Raw genomic sequence first — 17,526 nt, 5'->3', positions numbered from 1 at the left:
CAGATGATCACTCGCGTGCTGGTCGCCAATCGCGGGGAGATCGCCCGACGCGTGTTCGCGACATGCCGGCGCCTGGGGATCGGCACGGTCGCGGTCTACACCGACCCCGACGCCGCCGCACTGCACGTCGCCGAGGCCGACGCCCGGGTCCGCCTGGTCGGCACCCGCGGTTACCTGGACGCCGCCCAGCTCATCGCCGCCGCGCACGCCGCCGGCGCCGACGCCGTCCACCCCGGATACGGGTTCCTCTCGGAGAACCCGGACTTCGCAAGGGCGGTGCAGGAGGCGGACCTGACGTGGATCGGGCCGCCGGTCGACGCCGTCGCCGCCATGGGTTCCAAGATCGAGGCCAAGAAGATCATGGCTGCCGCCGGCGTACCGGTGCTGGAGGAACTCGACCCCGATACGGTCACCGCCGACATGCTGCCCGTGCTGATCAAGGCGTCGGCCGGCGGCGGCGGCCGCGGCATGCGGGTGGTTCGGGATCTGAGCGAGCTGGCCGCCCAGGTCGAGGGTGCCCAACGCGAGGCGCAGTCGGCCTTCGGTGACCCGACGGTGTTCTGCGAGCGCTACCTCGACGCGGGCCACCACGTCGAGGTCCAGGTGATGGCCGACGCCCACGGAACGGTCTGGGCCGTAGGTGAGCGCGAGTGCTCGATCCAGCGCCGCCATCAGAAGATCATCGAGGAAGCCCCGTCGCCGCTCGTCGAGCGCATTCCGGGGATGCGCGACAGGCTTTTCGACGCCGCGCGGCTGGCCGCGGAGGCCATCGGCTACACCGGCGCGGGCACGGTCGAGTTCATGGCCGACGGTCAGGGTGGTTTCTTCTTCCTGGAGATGAACACCCGTCTGCAGGTGGAGCACCCGGTCACCGAGCTGACCTCCGGACTCGATCTGGTCGAGCTGCAGCTCGCGGTGGCCGACGGCGCGCGGCTCGACCCGGCCCCGCCGGCGTCGCGGGGCGCCTCGATCGAGGCGCGGCTCTACGCCGAGGACCCGGCCAAGAACTGGCAACCGCAGGCCGGTGTGGTCCACCGCTTCAGCGTTCCGACCGCGGGCACCGAGTTCGGTCCTGTCGAACGGGCCGGTGTGCGTGTGGATTCCGGCGTCGCCGACGGCTCGGTCATCTCGGTGTTCTACGACCCGATGATCGCCAAGGTGATCACCTTCGCCCCGAGCCGGCGGCAGGCTGCGACGATGCTCGCCGACGCGCTCGCGCGCACCCGGCTCCACGGCGTGCGGACCAACCGTGACCTGCTCGTGAACGTGCTGCGCCACCCGGCCTTTCTCGACGGCGCCACCGACACGGCCTTCTTCGACACCCACGGGCTGCAGGAACTCGCCGCGCCCGTCGCCGACGCACGCCTGGTGGAGCTGTCCGGCATCGCCGCGGCACTGTCCGACGCCGCCCACAACCGCGAGACCGCAACGGTGTTCGGCGCCGTTCCCAGCGGCTGGCGCAATCTCGCCTCGGGTTGGCAGACGAAGAGCTACCAGGACACCGAAGGCGGCACGCACGACATCCGTTACCGGTTCACCCGGGACGGCGTGGTCGTCGACGGCCACGACGACGTCGGTCTGGTGTCGGCCACCGCCCGGCAGGTCGTGCTGGCGGTGGCGGGCGTGGACCGGCCGTTCCAAGTCGCGCGGTACGGGGACACCGTGTACGTCGACGCACCCGATGCGTCCGTGTCGCTGGTGGCGCTGCCGCGGTTCCCGGACCCCGACGCCGCGCTGGCGCATGGATCGCTGCTGGCTCCGATGCCGGGGTCGGTGCTGCGCGTCGCCGCTGCCGAGGGTGACACGGTGACCGCCGGGCAGCCGTTGGTCTGGTTGGAGGCCATGAAGATGGAACACACCATCACCGCACCCGCCGACGGGATTCTCGTCGAGCTCAATGTGACAGCAGGCCAGCAGGTCGAAGTGGGCGCCGTGTTGGCGCGTGTGGATTCAGGAGAGGGCGAACTGTGAGCGATACCGACAGGACCGGTTTCATCGAGACCGAGGAACAGCAGGCGCTGCGCAAGGCCGTGGCCGCGATGGCCGCCAACTACGGGCAGGACTACTACCTGGAGAAGGCGCGCGCGGGCCAGCACACCGACGAACTCTGGTCGGAGGCAGGCAAACTGGGCTTCATCGGGGTCAACCTGCCCGAGGAGTACGGCGGCGGCGGCGCGGGCATGTACGAGCTGAGCCTGGTGATGGAGGAGATGGCGGCCGCGGGCTCGGCGCTGCTGATGATGGTGGTGTCCCCCGCGATCAACGGCACGATCATCTCCAAGTTCGGCACCGAGGAGCAGAAGCAGCGCTGGCTCCCCGGCATCGCCGACGGGACGGTGACGATGGCGTTCGCGATCACCGAACCCGACGCCGGCTCGAACTCCCACAAGATCACCACGACAGCGCGACGCGACGGCAGCGACTGGATCCTGTCCGGACAGAAGGTCTACATCTCCGGTGTCGATCAGGCGCAGGCGGTGCTCGTCGTCGGCCGGACCGAGGACCACAAGACGGGCAACCTCAAACCGGCACTGTTCGTGGTGCCCGCCGACACACCGGGTTTCACGTTCACCAAGATCCCGATGGAGATCATCAGCCCCGAGTTCCAGTTCCAGGTGTTCCTCGATGAGGTGCGGCTGCCCGCCGACGCCCTGGTCGGTTCCGAGGACGCCGCGATCGCTCAGCTGTTCGCGGGCCTGAACCCCGAACGCATCATGGGCGCGGCCAGCGCGGTCGGCATGGGCCGCTTCGCCATCGACAAGGCCGTCGACTACGTCAAGACCCGCCAGGTGTGGAAGACGCCGATCGGCGCGCACCAGGGTCTCTCGCATCCGTTGGCGCAGAACCATATCGAGATCGAACTGGCCAAGCTGATGATGCAGAAGGCCGCCTCGCTGTACGACTCCGGCGACGACGGCGGGGCCGCCGAAGCGGCGAACATGGCCAAGTACGCGGCCGGCGAGGCCTCGGTGCGCGCGGTCGACCAGGCGGTGCAATCGCTGGGCGGCAACGGCCTGACCCAGGAGTACGGGATCGCCTCGGTGCTCACCGCGTCCCGGCTGGCCCGCATCGCCCCGGTGAGCCGGGAGATGATCCTGAACTTCATCGCCCAGACGTCGCTCGGCCTGCCGCGGTCGTACTGATGAGTGCGCTGGTCACCTACGAGCGCGACGGCGCGGTGGCACGGCTCACCCTCGATTCGCCACACAACCGCAACGCGCTGTCTACGGCGCTGGTCGAGCAGCTGCACGAAGGACTGACCCGGGCGTCGGCCGATGAGGGCGTGCGGCTGGTGGTGCTCGGTCACACCGGCGGGACGTTCTGCGCGGGGGCGGACCTGAGCGAGGCCGCCGGGCGGGACCCTTCCGAATTGGCCGTCGATCGGGCCCGGGAGATGACCCGTCTGCTGCGCCGCATCCTCGAGCTGCGTCTGCCCGTCCTCGCGGCGATCGACGGGCATGTCCGGGCCGGCGGACTCGGCATCGTAGGGGCGTGCGACATCGTGGTGGCCGGCAACGCGAGCACGTTCGCTCTGACCGAGGCACGTATCGGCGTCGCCCCGTCAATCATCTCGCTGATCCTGCTGCCGAAGATGACGGCGCGCGCCGCGGGGCGCTATTTCGTCACGGGTGAGAAGTTCGGGGCGGCGCAGGCCGCCGAGATGGGGCTGATCACCGTCGCCACGAATGACGTCGCGACCACGGTCGCGGAGCTGGCTTCGGCGATCGTGCAGGGGTCGCCGCAGGGTCTGGCCGCGTCGAAGGCGCTGACGACAGCGGCCGTCATCGACGACTTCGAGCGTCGCGCAGAGAAATTGACGCAGGAGTCGGCGGCGTTGTTCGTCTCCGACGAAGCCCGCGAAGGCGTGCTGGCGTTCCTGGAGAAGCGGGCGCCTCGTTGGGTGAGCTGACCAGCTCACAGTTTGGTCAAGCTACTTGCATGTATGGATCTTCGTCGTAGGCTCGTTGGCGATGTACGCGCCAGCGACGAGCCTTCGGGCTAGGAGCCATCGATGACACGCAGTGGGGAACGATGAGCACCCCCGCCTTTCGGAGCGGGTCGATGCGGGCTGGGGACACCGACCGCATTCAGGTAGCCCAGCTACTCACCGATGCCGCCGCATCGGGCAAGCTCGAACTCAAGGAGTATGAGACCCGCCTGAACAGGGCGTATGCGGCACAGACCCACGACGAACTCGACCGCCTGTCCGCCGACCTACCCGGCGCGGTGACCCGTGGCCGCGGCGGCCCGTGCCGGCCCGCCCCGTCGAGCATGCTGCTGGCGATCTTGAGCGGCTACGAGCGTCGCGGACGCTGGAACGTGCCTCGCCGGCTGACCACGTTCGCGTTCTGGGGCGGGGGCGTGGTGGATCTGCGCTACGCCGACTTCACCTCGCCCGAGGTCGACATCCACGTGTACTCGATCATGGGCGGCCAGACGATCCTGTTGCCTCCCGAGGTCAACGTGGACCTGCACGGCGTCGCGGTCATGGGTACCTTCGACAGCAGCGTCGACGGCGAGGGCTCACCCGGCGCCCCGCTGGTGCGCATCGGCGGCTTCTCGCTGTGGGGCAGCGTCACCGTCAAGCGCAAGAAGCGCAAGCCCGCCGCGTGATCCCCTAGCGCCGCCTCTTGGCGCTCAGGTAGTCGCCCACCACCGCCGCACCCAGGCCGTCGAGGTCGGGCACCACGACTCGGCCTCCGACCCGCCGCGCGACCTGGTCGATGAACCGCGCCAGCCCCGGATCGCTGCCGAGCCGGAAGATCGTCACCTGCGCTCCCAACCGGGCCACCTCGTCGAAGCCCCGCACGGTGTGCGCGATCGTTCTGGGGTGCGGCGGGTAGTCGAAGAACACCGACGACCGCCCGTCCCCGTCGAAATCCTCGAGGTGGGCCGTGGGCTCGCCGTCGGTGACGACGAGGATCACCGGCTGCGCATTCGGGTGACGCCGGAGGTGACGGGTGGCCAGCGCCAGCGCGTGGTGCAGGTTGGTGCCCTGCTCGTAAACGCCCTCCAGCCCCGTCAGCTCGGCGGCGGTCACCGTGCGCGCGTAGCGACCGAACGCGACGATCTGCAGGGCGTCCGAGCGGAAGCGCGTGCTGACGAGGTGATTGAGGGCCAGCGCTGTGCGTTTCATCGGCAGCCACCGGTTCTCCATCACCATCGAGAACGAGGTGTCGACCAGCAGGGCCACCGCAGCCTGTGTGCGGGTCTCGGTCTCGGAGACCTCCACGTCGTCGACCGTGATCTGGAGCCGCGAGCCCGGACGGTCCTTGCTGACGCCGGCCTCCCGCAGCACGGCGTTCGTCAGGGTCCGCGTCACGTTCCACGGCTCGGTGTCGCCGAACTGCCACGGCCGGGTCGCGCCCGTCAGCTCACCGGCCGCACCGGCCCTGCGGGTGTCGCGCTCGCCGTGGCGACCCGAAAGCTGTTGCGCGACATCACGCAACGCCGCCTGACCGAGCTGGCGCATCGCCTTCGGCGACAACCGCCACTGCCCGTCCGATCCGCGGTCGAGGAAGCCCTGGTTCATCAGCGCCCGCTCCAACTCGGCCAGGGTACGGGCATCCACCGCGGAGTCCTCACCCAGCTGGCGGGCCAGCATGTCGAGGTCGACGTCGTCCATCGACGCGCCCGAATAGCTCTGTGACAGCTGCTCGGCGAGCTGTTCGAGCTCGCCGATGTCGGCCAGCGCCTGGGCTCCCTCGCCCATGCCGAGCGGATCGTCGCCGGAGAACCGTTGCGAACCCGACCAGTCCTCCCCGGGGCGGGCCGACTGCAGGTGCGCGTCGAGACGGTTCAGCGCGTTCATCAACGACGGCGATCCGAAAGCCTGCTGCGCCAACGAATCCAGTTCGGCGCGCTGCTGCTCGCTGAGGCTGTTGCGGAACCGCTGCGCTGCGGCGGAACGCTTGGCCAGCGAGTCGAGCAACTCGTCGATGTTCTGGGGATTCTCCGGGAAGAACTGGCCGTGCTTGGACATGAAGTCCTGGAAGTCCTGCGGCGTGTCCTGGCCGTTGGCGTGCTTGTCGAGCAGATCGTTGAGGTCGTCGAGCATCTCGTTGACGCGCTGCCGGTCCTCATCGGTGGCGTTCTCCAACGCCTCCTTCATGCCCGCGAACCGCTGGTCGAGCATCTCGCGGCCGAGCAGATCCTTGATCTGCTCGTACTTCGCGCGCGCCTCCGGTGAGCGCCAGTCGTACTCCGAGAGTTCCTGCACCGCCTTGGCCGGCGACGGTGAGAGCGATTCGAGTTGCAGCTCGCCGAACCGGGCGTCGTCGTCGAGCGCCCGCGCCAATTCCTTGCGCTCGGCCAGGACCGCCTCGTCGAGCAATTTCTTGATGTCGGCGAGTGTCCCGTCGAGGTTGTTGCGCTGCAACAGTTCTCGACGACGACGGTTGGCCTCGGCGGCGAGCTTGTCGGCACCCGGCATGTTCTTCGTGCCGCGCCGCAGCATCTCGGCCAGCGCACGCCGCGGGGAGGTGCCCTCCATGACGTCCTGGCCGATGGCCTCCAGCGCCTCACGCAGATCGACCGGAGGCGCCAGCGGGTCGGGCCCGCCCGTGTACCGCGAATACCGCGAGAGTTTCCTACTCAACTGCCGCACCCCTCATCACTGCTCGAGTGTCGACCGGCGTCAGCCATAGACGGTTTCGCCCTGATCCGACACCTTGTCGATCCGCTTGGCCAGGTACAGCGCCTCGAGCGCCAATTCGATCGCCGCGGCGCGCTGGCCCTCGGACTGCGCGCCGAGCCGCTTCTGGATCTCGGCGACCGCGGGCACCTCGGGAAGTGCGGCGAGCACGTCACGCGCCGAGACCCGTTCACCGGTGGTCACCGGTGAGCCGCCCTCCACCGCGGTCACGATGGGGCCGACGTCGATCCCACCGAGCAACCGCTGCGCGGTCTCGGCCGTGCAGCGGCGCAGCAGGTGCTCCAGGATGGCCTGTTCGCGCCCCTCCTCACCGGATTCGAATTCCAGCTTGCCGCGCAGCACGTCGACGATCGAGGCGAGGTCCACCACGCGCGCGACCGGCTCCTGCTCGTTGAGAACCGCGGCGCGGTGCCGGGCCGACGCGGCGACGGTCTCGGCGGCCGCGATCGCGAACCGCGCCGACACCCCCGAGCGCTGGTCGATGGAGCTGGACTCGCGCAGGCTGCGGGCGAACCGCGCCAGGATCTGCAGCAGGTACTCGGGAACCTCTGCGGCCAGGTGCGCCTCCTGCACGATGACGCCGACCTCGGCGTCGAGTTCCTGCGGGTAGTGCGTGCGGATCTCGGCACCGAAGCGGTCCTTCAGCGGGGTGATGATGCGGCCGCGGTTGGTGTAGTCCTCGGGGTTGGCGCTGGCGACGACGAGGACGTCCAGTGGCAGGCGCAACGTGTAGCCGCGCACCTGGATGTCGCGTTCCTCCATCACGTTCAGCATCGCCACCTGGATGCGCTCGGCGAGGTCGGGAAGCTCGTTGACCGCGACGATCCCGCGGTGTGCCCGGGGGATGAGACCGTAGGCGATCGTCTCGGGGTCGCCGAGGCTGCGCCCCTCGGCGACCTTGATCGGGTCGATGTCGCCGACCAGGTCGGCGACGCTCGTGTCGGGGGTGGCGAGCTTCTCGGTGTAGCGCTCGCTGCGGTGCCGCCACGCCACAGGAAGGTCGTCACCGGAGTCGGCCGCTCGGCGGATGGACTCCGGGGTGATCGGACTGTAGGGATGTTCCCCGAGTTCGGCTCCGGCGATGACCGGCGTCCACTCGTCGAGCATCCCGGTCAGGCCACGCAGCAGCCGCGTCTTCCCCTGGCCACGCTCGCCGAGCAGCACGATGTCGTGTCCCGCGATCAGGGCGCGCTCCAGCTGCGGCAGCACGGTGTCCTCGAAACCCAGGATGCCCGGCCACACCTCGTCGACGGGCGCCCCCGAGGCGAGTGCGGCCAGCAGGTTCTCCCGGATCTCGGCCTTGACGCTGCGTTCCCGGTGCCCCGAAGCCCGCAGCTCGCCGACGGTGCGGGGAAGGTCGTTAGGTGAAGTCACCTCTCCAAGCTACGACTGCTTGCTGGATTAGGCACCGTTCCCCCTGCGCGATTTCGCCCGCAGCGGATGTCGACCGCGCCGATCCGCGGTTCAGCGGCTCCCCGGCGGCAGCATCTGGAAGCCGTCGAGGATCTCCTGGGCGTCGCTGCGGAACGCCGGGTCGTCCTCGTCGGCGCTCTGCAGCGTGACGGCCACGCCGTAGGTCATGCCCTCGGTGAACATCACGGCGCTGAGCAGTTCGGCCCGCCGCGGCCCAGCCGTACCCATCAGCGGGGACATGTAGTGGCCGCGGACGGCGGGCAGACCGCACAGCGTGGTGTCTTCGAGGGTCAGGTCGGTGACACCGAGCTGCGTCACCTGCCGGCGCTGCGAGTCGAAGAACTCCGGCGGTGTGATCTCGCCGCGATGCGATTCCAGCGTGACCACCGCGGTCGGCGCCACCCCGTCGAACTCGAGGCCGTCGTTGCGCATCACGAACCGGATCATCTCCGAGTCCAGCGCCGTGATCCTCTCCCACCCTTGCGGTTGAGGGATGCGGAGCACCGGATCGGTGTCGCCCGACGCACCGGCCGGGGCGGGCACGTCGACGAGTTCGGTGTCGACCGGCGTGCACTCCTGCTCCGACGCGGCCGACCCGAACACCTGCCCGGGTTCGGCGGCCACCACCCGGGCATCGTCGATCACCCGGGTGCACGACGTCATGGCCAGCGTGACCGAGACTCCGACCACTGCCACCGCCGCGCGACGTCGCATGCTCACCCCGTTCACCCGTCTAGTGCGCGAAATGTCGTGCGCCGGTGAGGTACAACGTGATTCCAGCGGCCTGCGCCGCCGCGGTCACCTCGTCGTCACGCACCGATCCACCGGGGTGGACGACGGCCTTGACCCCGGCCCTGATCAGGGTCTCGAGTCCGTCGGGGAACGGGAAGAACGCGTCGGAGGCGCCGACCGCATCGCGGGTACGCTCGCCCGCCCGTTCGACGGCCAGTCGCGCCGCGTCGACGCGGTTGACCTGACCCATGCCCACCCCCACCGTGGCGCCGTCCTTGGCGATCACGATCGCGTTCGACTTGACCGCCCGGCACGTCCGCCACGCGAAGACGAGATCGGCCAGTGTCGCAGGGTCTGCCGGGTCGCCGGTCGCCAGCGTCCAGTTGTTCGGATCGTCCCCGGAGGCGTCGAGCGCGTCGCGCTGCTGCAGCAGCAGGCCGCCGCTGATCTGCCGGAATTCCGCACCGCCGAGCTGAGGTTCCGCCGCCACCAGCACCCGGATGTTCTTCTTTCCCGACAGCACCTCCACGGCGCCCGGCTCGTACGCCGGGGCGATGATGACCTCGGTGAAGATGCCCGAGACCGTTTCGGCCATCTCGACGGAGACCGTGGTGTTCGCGGCGATCACGCCGCCGAACGCCGACAGCGGGTCGCACTCGTGGGCTTTACGGTGGGCATCGGCGACTGACTGCGACGAGACGGCGATGCCGCACGGGTTGGCGTGCTTGATGATTGCGACGCACGTGTCCTCGTGATCGAACGCGGCCCGCCACGCGGCATCGGCATCGGTGTAGTTGTTGTACGACATCTCCTTGCCGTGCAACTGCTCGGCCTGCGCGAGCCCCGGCCAGGAGCTGTCATCGGTGTAGAGCGCGGCCTGCTGGTGCGGGTTCTCGCCGTAGCGCAGGGTGGCCGAGCGCCGGAACGTCGACCCCAGCCACGGGGGCAGCCCGCCGGCAGCAGCCGCATTCTCCTCGGGCGACAGTACCGATCCCATCCACGACGCCACGGCGACGTCGTACTCGGCGGTGTGCCGAAACGCCAACGACGCCAACTTCTTCCGCTCGGCATAGGTGAAGCCACCCCCGCGGACCGCGGCCAGCACGCCGTCGTAGCCGAGGGGGTCGACGACGACGGCGACGCTCGGGTGGTTCTTGGCGGCGGCGCGCACCATCGACGGACCGCCGATGTCGATCTGTTCCACGCACTCGTCCTCGCCGGCACCGGAGTTCACGGTCTCGGTGAACGGGTAGAGGTTGACGACGACGAGCTCGAAGGCCGCGACGCCGAGTTGCTCAAGTGCCGCAACATGTTCGGGCTTGCGCTGATCGGCGAGCAGTCCAGCGTGGACATGCGGGTGCAGCGTCTTGACCCGGCCGTCGAGAACTTCGGGGAAGCCTGTGACGTCCTCGACCGGGGTCACCGGGATACCGGCTGCGGCAATGTTCTTGGCGGTCGACCCCGTGGAGACGATGTCGACTCCGGCCTCGTGCAGACCCTGCGCCAGCGGCACCAGGCCGGACTTGTCGTAGACACTGATCAGGGCGCGCCGGATGGGCCGCCGGAAATCGTTGTCGCTCATCCTAGGGTCGCCTTTCGTCCTGTCCAGGTCACACCGCGGGTCGCCACCGAGGCCACCACGTCGACCAGAAGCTCTCGTTCGATCACCTTGATCCGTTCGTGCAGTGCCGACTCGTCGTCGCCGTCGAGCACGGGAAGGGCCCGCTGGGCCAGGATGGGCCCAGTGTCGGTCCCCGCGTCCACGAGATGCACCGTGCAGCCCGTGACCCGCACCCCGTAGTCCAGCGCCTCGCGGACCGCGTGCGACCCGGGGAAGGCAGGGAGCAGCGCCGGGTGGGTGTTCAGCACACGCCCGGGGAATCGTGAAAGGAACTCGGGGCCAAGAATTTTCATGAAGCCCGCCGAGACGACGAGGTCGGGCTGGTGCGCGGCGGCGGCCTCGGTGATCGCGCGGTCCCACGCGGCGCGGTCCGGGTGGTCGGTCAACGCGACGGTGAAGGTGGGCACCGAAGCCCCCTCGGCGATGTCGAGCGCCGCGCACACCCGGTCGGTGCCGACGGCGACGATCCGCGCGGGGTAGTCCCGGACGGCCGACTTCAGCAGGGAGGCAAGAAGGGAACCGGCACCGGAGGCCAGGACCACCAGGCGCGCCGGCGCGCTCGGGGGCACACGAACCTCGGATTGCACGCTGGAGAGCCTAGTGGGCGCCGCGGCGGTGCTCATCGGTGCCGTCGTCGTCCACCACGAAGTGGTCCTCGGGATCCAGATCCGCGGCCGGCGCGCTGTCCACGAACGTCCGTTCGGCGACGGCCGGCTCGCCGTCGAACACGATCGCGGATCGGTCCCGCTCCGGTTCGCCGGTCGGGATCTCCTGGGTGGTGGGCTCGTCCCCGACGAGCGGATCGTCGTCGACGGGGGACGCACCGACCTCGTCGGGAAAAGCGTCGTCGGGAGAAGCCTCGTCGGCGTCTGCCATGTCGTCTGCGATGTCGTCGTCGTCGGGTTCCGGTGCGGGCTTGGGCCTGCGGACCCGCGGCGCGACACCGCCCGACATGACCGCCGTGAGGCCGCCGATGCCGGCGAACCACAGGAACACCGCCGGACCGAAGGTGGTCTGGTCGACGCCCACATCGCCGAAGTTCCCGAGCGGGCCCCCGCCGGCATAGCCGAGCAGCGCCATGGTCGCCGCCGCGACCCCCGCCGCCACCGCCACCTTGCCCAGTGCGGCCGCAATCGGCAGTGCCCGTCGCGCGCACTGCTGACCGAGCGCCACCGCGGACACCGCCGCAGCGATCAGCAGCGCGACCCAGACCGGGCCCAGGGGCGGCGTCGGAACCGCCGCCAGCACCGGAAGCGCCGGCACGTCGCCGCCGAACACCGTGAACGACGAGAACGTCGCCAGACCCACATGGGCGCTGGAACCGACCGCCACCGCGGCCGTGCCGACCATGACGTTGGGCAGATAGAGAACCGACAGCACCGCCAGGCTGAACTGTCCGAACATCGAATCCGTGATCGAGAACAGGTCGTGCATCGTCGACCAGTGCACGATCAGCGACCCCGCGACCAGTGCGCCCGACAGGCCCATCAGGGCGAGCACACCCGCCGCCGCGGCCCGGAACGCGTCGGGCAGCCAGTGCGGCAGTGGTGATCCGCGCAGCAGTCGGCGCCCCATGCGGGAGCTCACACCGAGGAGCGCGCCGATCGCGTGGACGACGAACACCCCGCCGAAGGCCCGTAGCGCGTCGGGGGTCTGCAGGTCGGTGAGCACCGACGCCGCGTCGTGGATGACCGCCAGGCAGATCGCGGCGATGAGCACCGGTCCGCCCAGCGCCGAGGCGACCACCCACCGGGTCACGAACCAGGACGTACTGGTCGTCGCAGCCGCGGTCGTGCGAGCCGTGCCGTACACCATCAACAGCACCGGCAGCAGCGGCATGGTGCCGAGGGCGCTGCCGGCGATCGACACCGGGACCTGGTGCACCCCCAGCCACATGCTGGCGATGGCGCCGAGCGCTCCTGTCATGTCGCTGTTGGCGATGACCAGCTGCAGCAGCACGACTGCGGCGATGATCACCAGCGCGACCACGGACGGCCCGAACGCGACCCGCAGCAGTTCACGCGCCTGGCGTGTACCGACTGGCCGGGTGCTCACGGGTTTGGCCGCTCCTCGCAGACGCTCGGGCGCGCGACGTTCGCGCACGCGCGGCTCAGACTACGACGGGGACTGACCGGACTGCGAGGAAGACGGCCCCTGGTGTTGCGTCGGGGTCTGGGTGGTCGGCGAGTTGCTCGCCGGCGGCTGACCGTAGGTCGGGAAGCCGGTGGGCGGCGTCGGCGGACCGGACTGTTGACCGGTCGGCTGCCCCGTCGGCGATGCGGCCGGGAAGCCGCCCGTGGTCTGGCCGGAGCCGGGGAATCCGCCGGTCGTCTGGCCGGAACCGGGGTAGCCACCGCCGCCGTACGGGGTGGGGTACCCGGGCCGCTGCTGCTGCGGACCCTGCTGGTGCTGCGGTCCGCCGTGCTGGCCGGGCGCCTGCCCGTAGTAGGCGCCGGGGTACTGCCCGTACTGCTGATGCTGGTCGTACTTGGGGCGCGGCTGGGGCGGGGTGATGATGCCCGAGTCGAACAGCAGCACGACCACCGCGACGGCGGCCTGCAGCAGCGAGAACGCGATGACGAGGTACAGGCCCCAGTCGATCGAGACATTGCTGGGCGTGGAGATCACCACCGCGAGGACGATCAGGAACCCCACGACGGCCGCCACTGCGGCGACGGCGGTGTAGTTGGCCTGCTTGGGCAACAGGCTGACGGCGGCCAGCAGCGCGGCGACCAGGGCGGCGATCACGACGACGAGCGTCCACACGGTCATGCTGCCCAGCTGGGCGGCGGCGGCGCTGTCGGCGGCCGAGACCACGAACTGCGGGCCGAAGCTCGACAGGTAGACCAGCAGCCCCAGCACGGCCGTCCCCACGCTGAGGTACAGCGGCAGCTTGCTCGGGCCGTCGGCCGTCGGGTCGGCGTCGGAGACCTTGCTGAATTGCTGAGTCGGCGCGCTGAACTGGGTGGTCGGTTGCTGAGCGGGCGGGAAGCCGGAGCCTCCGGGCGCGCCTTGTGGGTACGACATGACCTCTCCTGTGCTTGCGGGCATCGGAACCGGCGGGGCCGTCGGAGATGACGGCGGTGTCCGGCGACGGTGATGTAGCCGCCTGAGCGATTCGATCAACCACGCTAGCGCACCCAGGAGTGCCCCCGTCACGCCCACGGCCTGCAGTGCGCTGCACCGCACGCGTCATGCCGAGGCGAGCACCGGTGCGTCGGCCGAGTCGCGCTCGGCGTCCTCGATCTCGCGCACCAGCGGCAGCACCCTCGCGCCGAAGTACTCGATCTCCTCCTGGAAGTGCAGGAACCCGCCGAGAATGAGGTCGACGCCGCGCCTGCGGTAGGCCGCGATGCGTTCGGCGATCTGCTCGGGCGTACCGATCAACTGGGTGCGGAACCCGTCGTTGTACTGGACGAGGTCCTCGAACGAGGAGTCGGCCCACATCCCGCGCTTGTCGGAGGTCGAGTTGCCGGCCTGCTGCACGGCCGAGCGGAAGCCCTCGACCGCCGGCCGGTTGGCCTTGGCGACGATCTCGCGCAGCACGTCTTTCGCCTCCTTCTCGGTATCCCTGGCGATGATGAAGCCGTTCAGCCCGAACTTGACCTCGCGGCCGGCATCGCGGGCGTGGTCGCGCACCTCGACGACCTGCTCGGTCAGCCCGTCGTAGTCCTTGCCGTTCGAGAAGTACCAGTCCGCGTGATAGCCGCCGTTGCGTCGCGCTGCCGTGGAATTGCCGCCCTGGAAGATCTCGGGGTTGGGCCGCTGCGGCGTGTTCACCGGTTTGGGCTTCAGCGTGAAGTCGTGGATGCGGTAGAAGTCGCCGCGGAAATCGACATCGTCCTCGGTCCAGATCTTGCGCAGCACCTGCAGGAATTCGGCGCTGCGCCGGTAGCGCTCGTCGTGTTCGAGCCACGGCTCCCCGAGGTGGGTGAATTCGTCCTTGAACCACCCCGACACCACGTTCACCGCGAAGCGCCCACCCGACAGCTGGTCGGCGGTCGCCCCCAGTTTGGCCAGAACGGCGGGCTGCCAGAGCCCCGGATGCACCGCGGCGATCACCTTCAACCGCTCGGTGGCCAGCAGCAGGGCCAGGCTGAAGCTGGTGGATTCGTGCTGGTACTCGGCGCCGTAGCTGGCCTCGTAGCGCACCTGTGACAGCGCGTACTCGAACCCGTTGTTCTCCGCGGTCTGCGCGAGTTTCTTGTTGTACTCGTAGTTCCAGTCGGTGCGCTGCTCGATGTCGCTGGTCACCAGTCCCCCACTGACATTGGGCACCCAGTAGGCGAACGAGACGTGGTCGGCGATGCGTTCGGTCGTCATGGTCAGCCATGCAACCGGCGCGGGGCGGCGCGGTCATGGGTATGGATCGCGATGAAGGAAACGCGGCTCATCCGCGGGCGCGTGTCCGGCCGTCACGATCGGGCGTCATGATCGGCCGTCGCCCCGATCCCCGCCCCCGTTCGTGCAGGCCTGCAGGTACCCCACTTGCGGCCGCGGATTGGAACACGTTCTAATTCCGGTATGAACTATGGGTTGGTCCTGTTCACCTCCGACCGTGGAATCGCACCCGCGGCTGCCGCCAAGCTGGCCGACGAGCACGGGTTCGAGACGTTCTACGTGCCTGAGCACACGCATATCCCGATCAAGCGGCAGGCCGCCCACCCCACCACCGGCGACGAATCGCTGCCCGACGACCGCTACATGCGCACCCTGGACCCCTGGGTGTCGCTGGGCACGGCCGCGGCCGTCACGTCGCGCGTGCGGCTGTCCACTGCGGTGGCGCTGCCCGTCGAACACGACTGCATCACGCTGGCCAAGTCGATCGCCACCCTCGACCACCTCTCCGGCGGGCGCGTGTCGCTGGGCGTCGGGTTCGGCTGGAACACCGACGAGCTCGCCGACCACAACGTGCCCCCCGGGCGCCGGCGCACCATGCTCCGCGAGTACCTGGAGGCGATGCGGGCACTCTGGACGCAGGAAGAGGCCGAGTACGACGGCGAGTTCGTCAAGTTCGGGCCGTCGTGGGCGTGGCCCAAGCCCGTCCAGTCCCACATTCCGATCCTGGTCGGCGCCGCAGGCACTGAGAAGAACTTCAAGTGGATCGCCAAGTCGGCCGATGGCTGGATCACCACGCCACGCGACTTCGATATCGACGAACCGGTGAAGCTGCTACAGGACACGTGGGCCGCCGCGGGACGCGACGGTGCCCCGCAGATCGTCGCGCTGGATTTCAAGCCCGACGCCGACAAGCTGGCGCACTGGCGCGAACTCGGCGTGACGGAGGTCCTGTTCGGACTGCCCGACAAGTCCGAATCAGAGGTCGCGGGCTACGTCGAGCGCCTCGCCGGGAAGCTCGGCGCGCTGGCGTAATCGGCGCACGGGGGCCCCCGCGGGATCCGGATTTCGAGGCCTACACGAGGAGACCGCCGCCTGCGCTGGCCCCGATGCACTCGACGGGGTCGCCGCCTGCGGCGTCGTCGCAGACGGCACGGTTGCCTGTCGGGTCGACGGTGTTCTAGGCGAGTACCGCCCGGTTGCCGCTGTCCGTCGGTCGCACAGCCACTTTCGCGCCCAGCGGGTCTCCGTCGGACATCAGCGCGACCAGGTCGGCGTCCTCGGTCGTCGCCATGAAGCGCGAGCCGTCGTCGAGCCGGCCGACGATGATCCCGGTGCGCACCGGCCAGTCGTAGCGCACCGAGTACGTCTCGACCGTGCCTACTCCCTCGGGAGATTTCGTCACGGCGACCTTCGGCAACTCGGCCACCTGTGCCGTCAGCTCCGCGCTGCGGGAAGTCCGCCATTCGACCGGTTCGGTCGAGTAGATGCCCACCGAATACTTGCTCATGATGCCGCCGTTGGCGCCGACGAAGCCGAAAGCGCCCGGATTGTCCCGCATCTGGGCGACGGTCTCGGCGATGGCGTGTAGCGAGTAGCTGTTGCCCGGTCCACCGAAATACGGCAGACCGCCGGTCAATGTCAGGCCGCGTGGATCGTCGTCCGTGAGCCCGAGCGTCTCGCACATCAGGAAGACCGGGAACGGGAAGCAGCTGTACAGGTCGAACGTGGCGATGTCGTCGACGCGCACGTCGGCGACCCGCAGTGCCTCGTGGGCCGCGTGCACAGCGGCCGGGCTCGCGCCGAGGTCGGCCCGTTCCAACAGCCCCTGCTCGATGAGATCGGAATGGCCGTGGAGGAACACCCACTTGTCTTGCGGCACACCCAGTCTGCGGGCGGTCTCGACCGACGTGATGATCGCGGCCGCTCCCTGGTTGACGGTGTCGCGGGCCACCAGCAATCGCGGGTAGGGGTCGCAGATCATCCGATTCTCGTCGGTGACGGTTTCGACCTCGTCGACCGAGCGTTCGACCGGTGAGGACGAGAAGGGGTTCTTCGCCGCCACTTTCGACATCGGGGCGAACAACTGGGCCATCTGGTGCCGGTACTCGTCGACGCTCAGGCCGAGCCGGGAGCGCCGGGCGTTGTCGAGCAGGCCGTACTGCACCGGTGCGCCGGTCAGCCCGTGGGTCACGGTGTATTCGTCGATGTAACTGTAGATCTGGTGTCCACGGTCCTCGAGCTGACCGCCGACGTGCTCGGTGAAGTCGGGTTTGTCGTCGCGGTTCGAGAAGTACTTGGCCGTCGAGCCGGGTTCGGAGCCCATGATCATCACGACGTCGGCATCACCGCCGGCGATGAGCGTGCCTGCTTCTGTCACGAGCTTCTGCGGGCTCTGGCCACCGACGGGCTCCAGGACGACCCGCGCGGGGTCGCCTCCGAGCCGGTTCATCACCGAGCGCGGATAGTTGTCGGACTTGCCGAGCACCGCGGGCATGGGTCCGGAGATCTCGAACTGACGCAGGCCGAACACCGTGTCGACGGCCGTGGCGACAGCGGCCGGGTCGGCGCCCGTGTCGGCGAGCGCGGCCTGCACCGCCGCGGTGGCCAGGTCGACGGCCGACATGCCGCGGTAGGTGGGGTCATCGATGCGTTCCGTGAACTGCCCGACGCCGACGATCACCGGTGTGCGTGGATCGATTGCCATGCTCACGCCCCTTTCCAGTTACTTCGGGAGGCTAATAGAACACGTTCCACCCGTGCCAAT

14 protein-coding genes are annotated in these 17,526 nt (G+C 69.3%); 5 read left to right on the top strand and 9 right to left on the bottom strand.

What is annotated here, in order from left to right; translation table 11 throughout:
- Positions 1–3 precede the first annotated feature (3 nt).
- From FHR72_RS12145 to FHR72_RS12130, 4 genes are all read left to right on the top strand, one after another.
- Positions 4–1,971, top strand: a complete 1,968-nt coding sequence (locus FHR72_RS12145; protein ID WP_183468210.1) for an acetyl/propionyl/methylcrotonyl-CoA carboxylase subunit alpha — start codon at positions 4–6, stop codon at positions 1,969–1,971.
- Positions 1,968–3,143 (top strand): acyl-CoA dehydrogenase family protein, encoded by a 1,176-nt coding sequence (locus tag FHR72_RS12140; protein ID WP_183468209.1) that lies wholly within the window; start codon positions 1,968–1,970, stop codon positions 3,141–3,143. Before FHR72_RS12145 ends, FHR72_RS12140 begins: the two co-directional genes overlap by 4 nt.
- Positions 3,143–3,910 carry an enoyl-CoA hydratase family protein gene (locus FHR72_RS12135; RefSeq protein ID WP_183468208.1) on the top strand — a complete coding sequence of 256 codons (768 nt, stop codon included), beginning with the start codon at positions 3,143–3,145 and terminating at the stop codon, positions 3,908–3,910. Before FHR72_RS12140 ends, FHR72_RS12135 begins: the two co-directional genes overlap by 1 nt.
- 122 nt (positions 3,911–4,032) lie before the next feature.
- Complete coding sequence (locus FHR72_RS12130) at positions 4,033–4,614, top strand: DUF1707 SHOCT-like domain-containing protein (RefSeq protein WP_183468207.1); 582 nt, start codon at positions 4,033–4,035, stop codon at positions 4,612–4,614.
- 4 nt (positions 4,615–4,618) lie between these two features.
- Here the strand turns inward: FHR72_RS12130 and FHR72_RS12125 are convergent, their stop codons facing one another.
- The 8 genes from FHR72_RS12125 to sfnG all read right to left on the bottom strand — a co-directional run bounded on the left by FHR72_RS12125 (position 4,619) and on the right by sfnG (position 14,744).
- Positions 4,619–6,598: a VWA domain-containing protein gene (locus tag FHR72_RS12125; RefSeq protein ID WP_183468206.1), complete on the bottom strand. Its 1,980-nt coding sequence runs from the start codon at positions 6,596–6,598 to the stop codon at positions 4,619–4,621.
- A gap of 39 nt (positions 6,599–6,637) precedes the next feature.
- Positions 6,638–8,029: a sigma 54-interacting transcriptional regulator gene (locus FHR72_RS12120; RefSeq protein ID WP_183468205.1), complete on the bottom strand. Its 1,392-nt coding sequence runs from the start codon at positions 8,027–8,029 to the stop codon at positions 6,638–6,640.
- Between the two features lie 90 nt (positions 8,030–8,119).
- Positions 8,120–8,782, bottom strand: a complete 663-nt coding sequence (locus FHR72_RS12115) for a hypothetical protein (RefSeq protein ID WP_221193480.1) — start codon at positions 8,780–8,782, stop codon at positions 8,120–8,122.
- A gap of 19 nt (positions 8,783–8,801) precedes the next feature.
- Complete coding sequence (gene purH / locus FHR72_RS12110) at positions 8,802–10,382, bottom strand: bifunctional phosphoribosylaminoimidazolecarboxamide formyltransferase/IMP cyclohydrolase (protein WP_183468203.1); 1,581 nt, start codon at positions 10,380–10,382, stop codon at positions 8,802–8,804.
- Positions 10,379–11,008: a phosphoribosylglycinamide formyltransferase gene (gene purN / locus FHR72_RS12105; RefSeq protein ID WP_183468202.1), complete on the bottom strand. Its 630-nt coding sequence runs from the start codon at positions 11,006–11,008 to the stop codon at positions 10,379–10,381. The genes purH and purN overlap by 4 nt, the downstream gene beginning before the upstream one ends.
- Before the next feature lie 10 nt (positions 11,009–11,018).
- The gene (locus tag FHR72_RS12100; protein ID WP_183468201.1) at positions 11,019–12,476 is read right to left on the bottom strand and encodes a cell division protein PerM; all 1,458 of its coding nucleotides are present in this window, start codon (positions 12,474–12,476) and stop codon (positions 11,019–11,021) included.
- Between the two features lie 60 nt (positions 12,477–12,536).
- Entirely contained in the window at positions 12,537–13,448 is a 912-nt protein-coding gene (locus FHR72_RS12095; RefSeq protein ID WP_183468200.1) for a DUF5336 domain-containing protein, read from the bottom strand.
- Between the two features lie 165 nt (positions 13,449–13,613).
- Complete coding sequence (gene sfnG / locus FHR72_RS12090; RefSeq protein ID WP_183468199.1) at positions 13,614–14,744, bottom strand: dimethylsulfone monooxygenase SfnG; 1,131 nt, start codon at positions 14,742–14,744, stop codon at positions 13,614–13,616.
- Between the two features lie 201 nt (positions 14,745–14,945).
- On the opposite strand from sfnG, the gene FHR72_RS12085 reads away from it, so the two are divergent.
- Positions 14,946–15,794, top strand: coding sequence for an LLM class F420-dependent oxidoreductase (locus FHR72_RS12085; RefSeq protein ID WP_183468198.1), 849 nt, complete (start codon positions 14,946–14,948; stop codon positions 15,792–15,794).
- 145 nt (positions 15,795–15,939) lie between these two features.
- On the opposite strand, the gene FHR72_RS12080 is transcribed toward FHR72_RS12085, so the two are convergent.
- On the bottom strand, positions 15,940–17,466 hold the full coding sequence (locus FHR72_RS12080) for an acetyl-CoA acetyltransferase (protein ID WP_183468197.1): 1,527 nt from the start codon (positions 17,464–17,466) through the stop codon (positions 15,940–15,942).
- Positions 17,467–17,526 lie beyond the last annotated feature (60 nt).

It is taken from the genome of Mycolicibacterium iranicum (genome assembly GCF_014190915.1).
GTDB classification, from domain to species: Bacteria; Actinomycetota; Actinomycetes; order Mycobacteriales; family Mycobacteriaceae; genus Mycobacterium; species Mycobacterium iranicum_B.
This window is presented reverse-complemented; position numbering and strand designations above follow the sequence as displayed.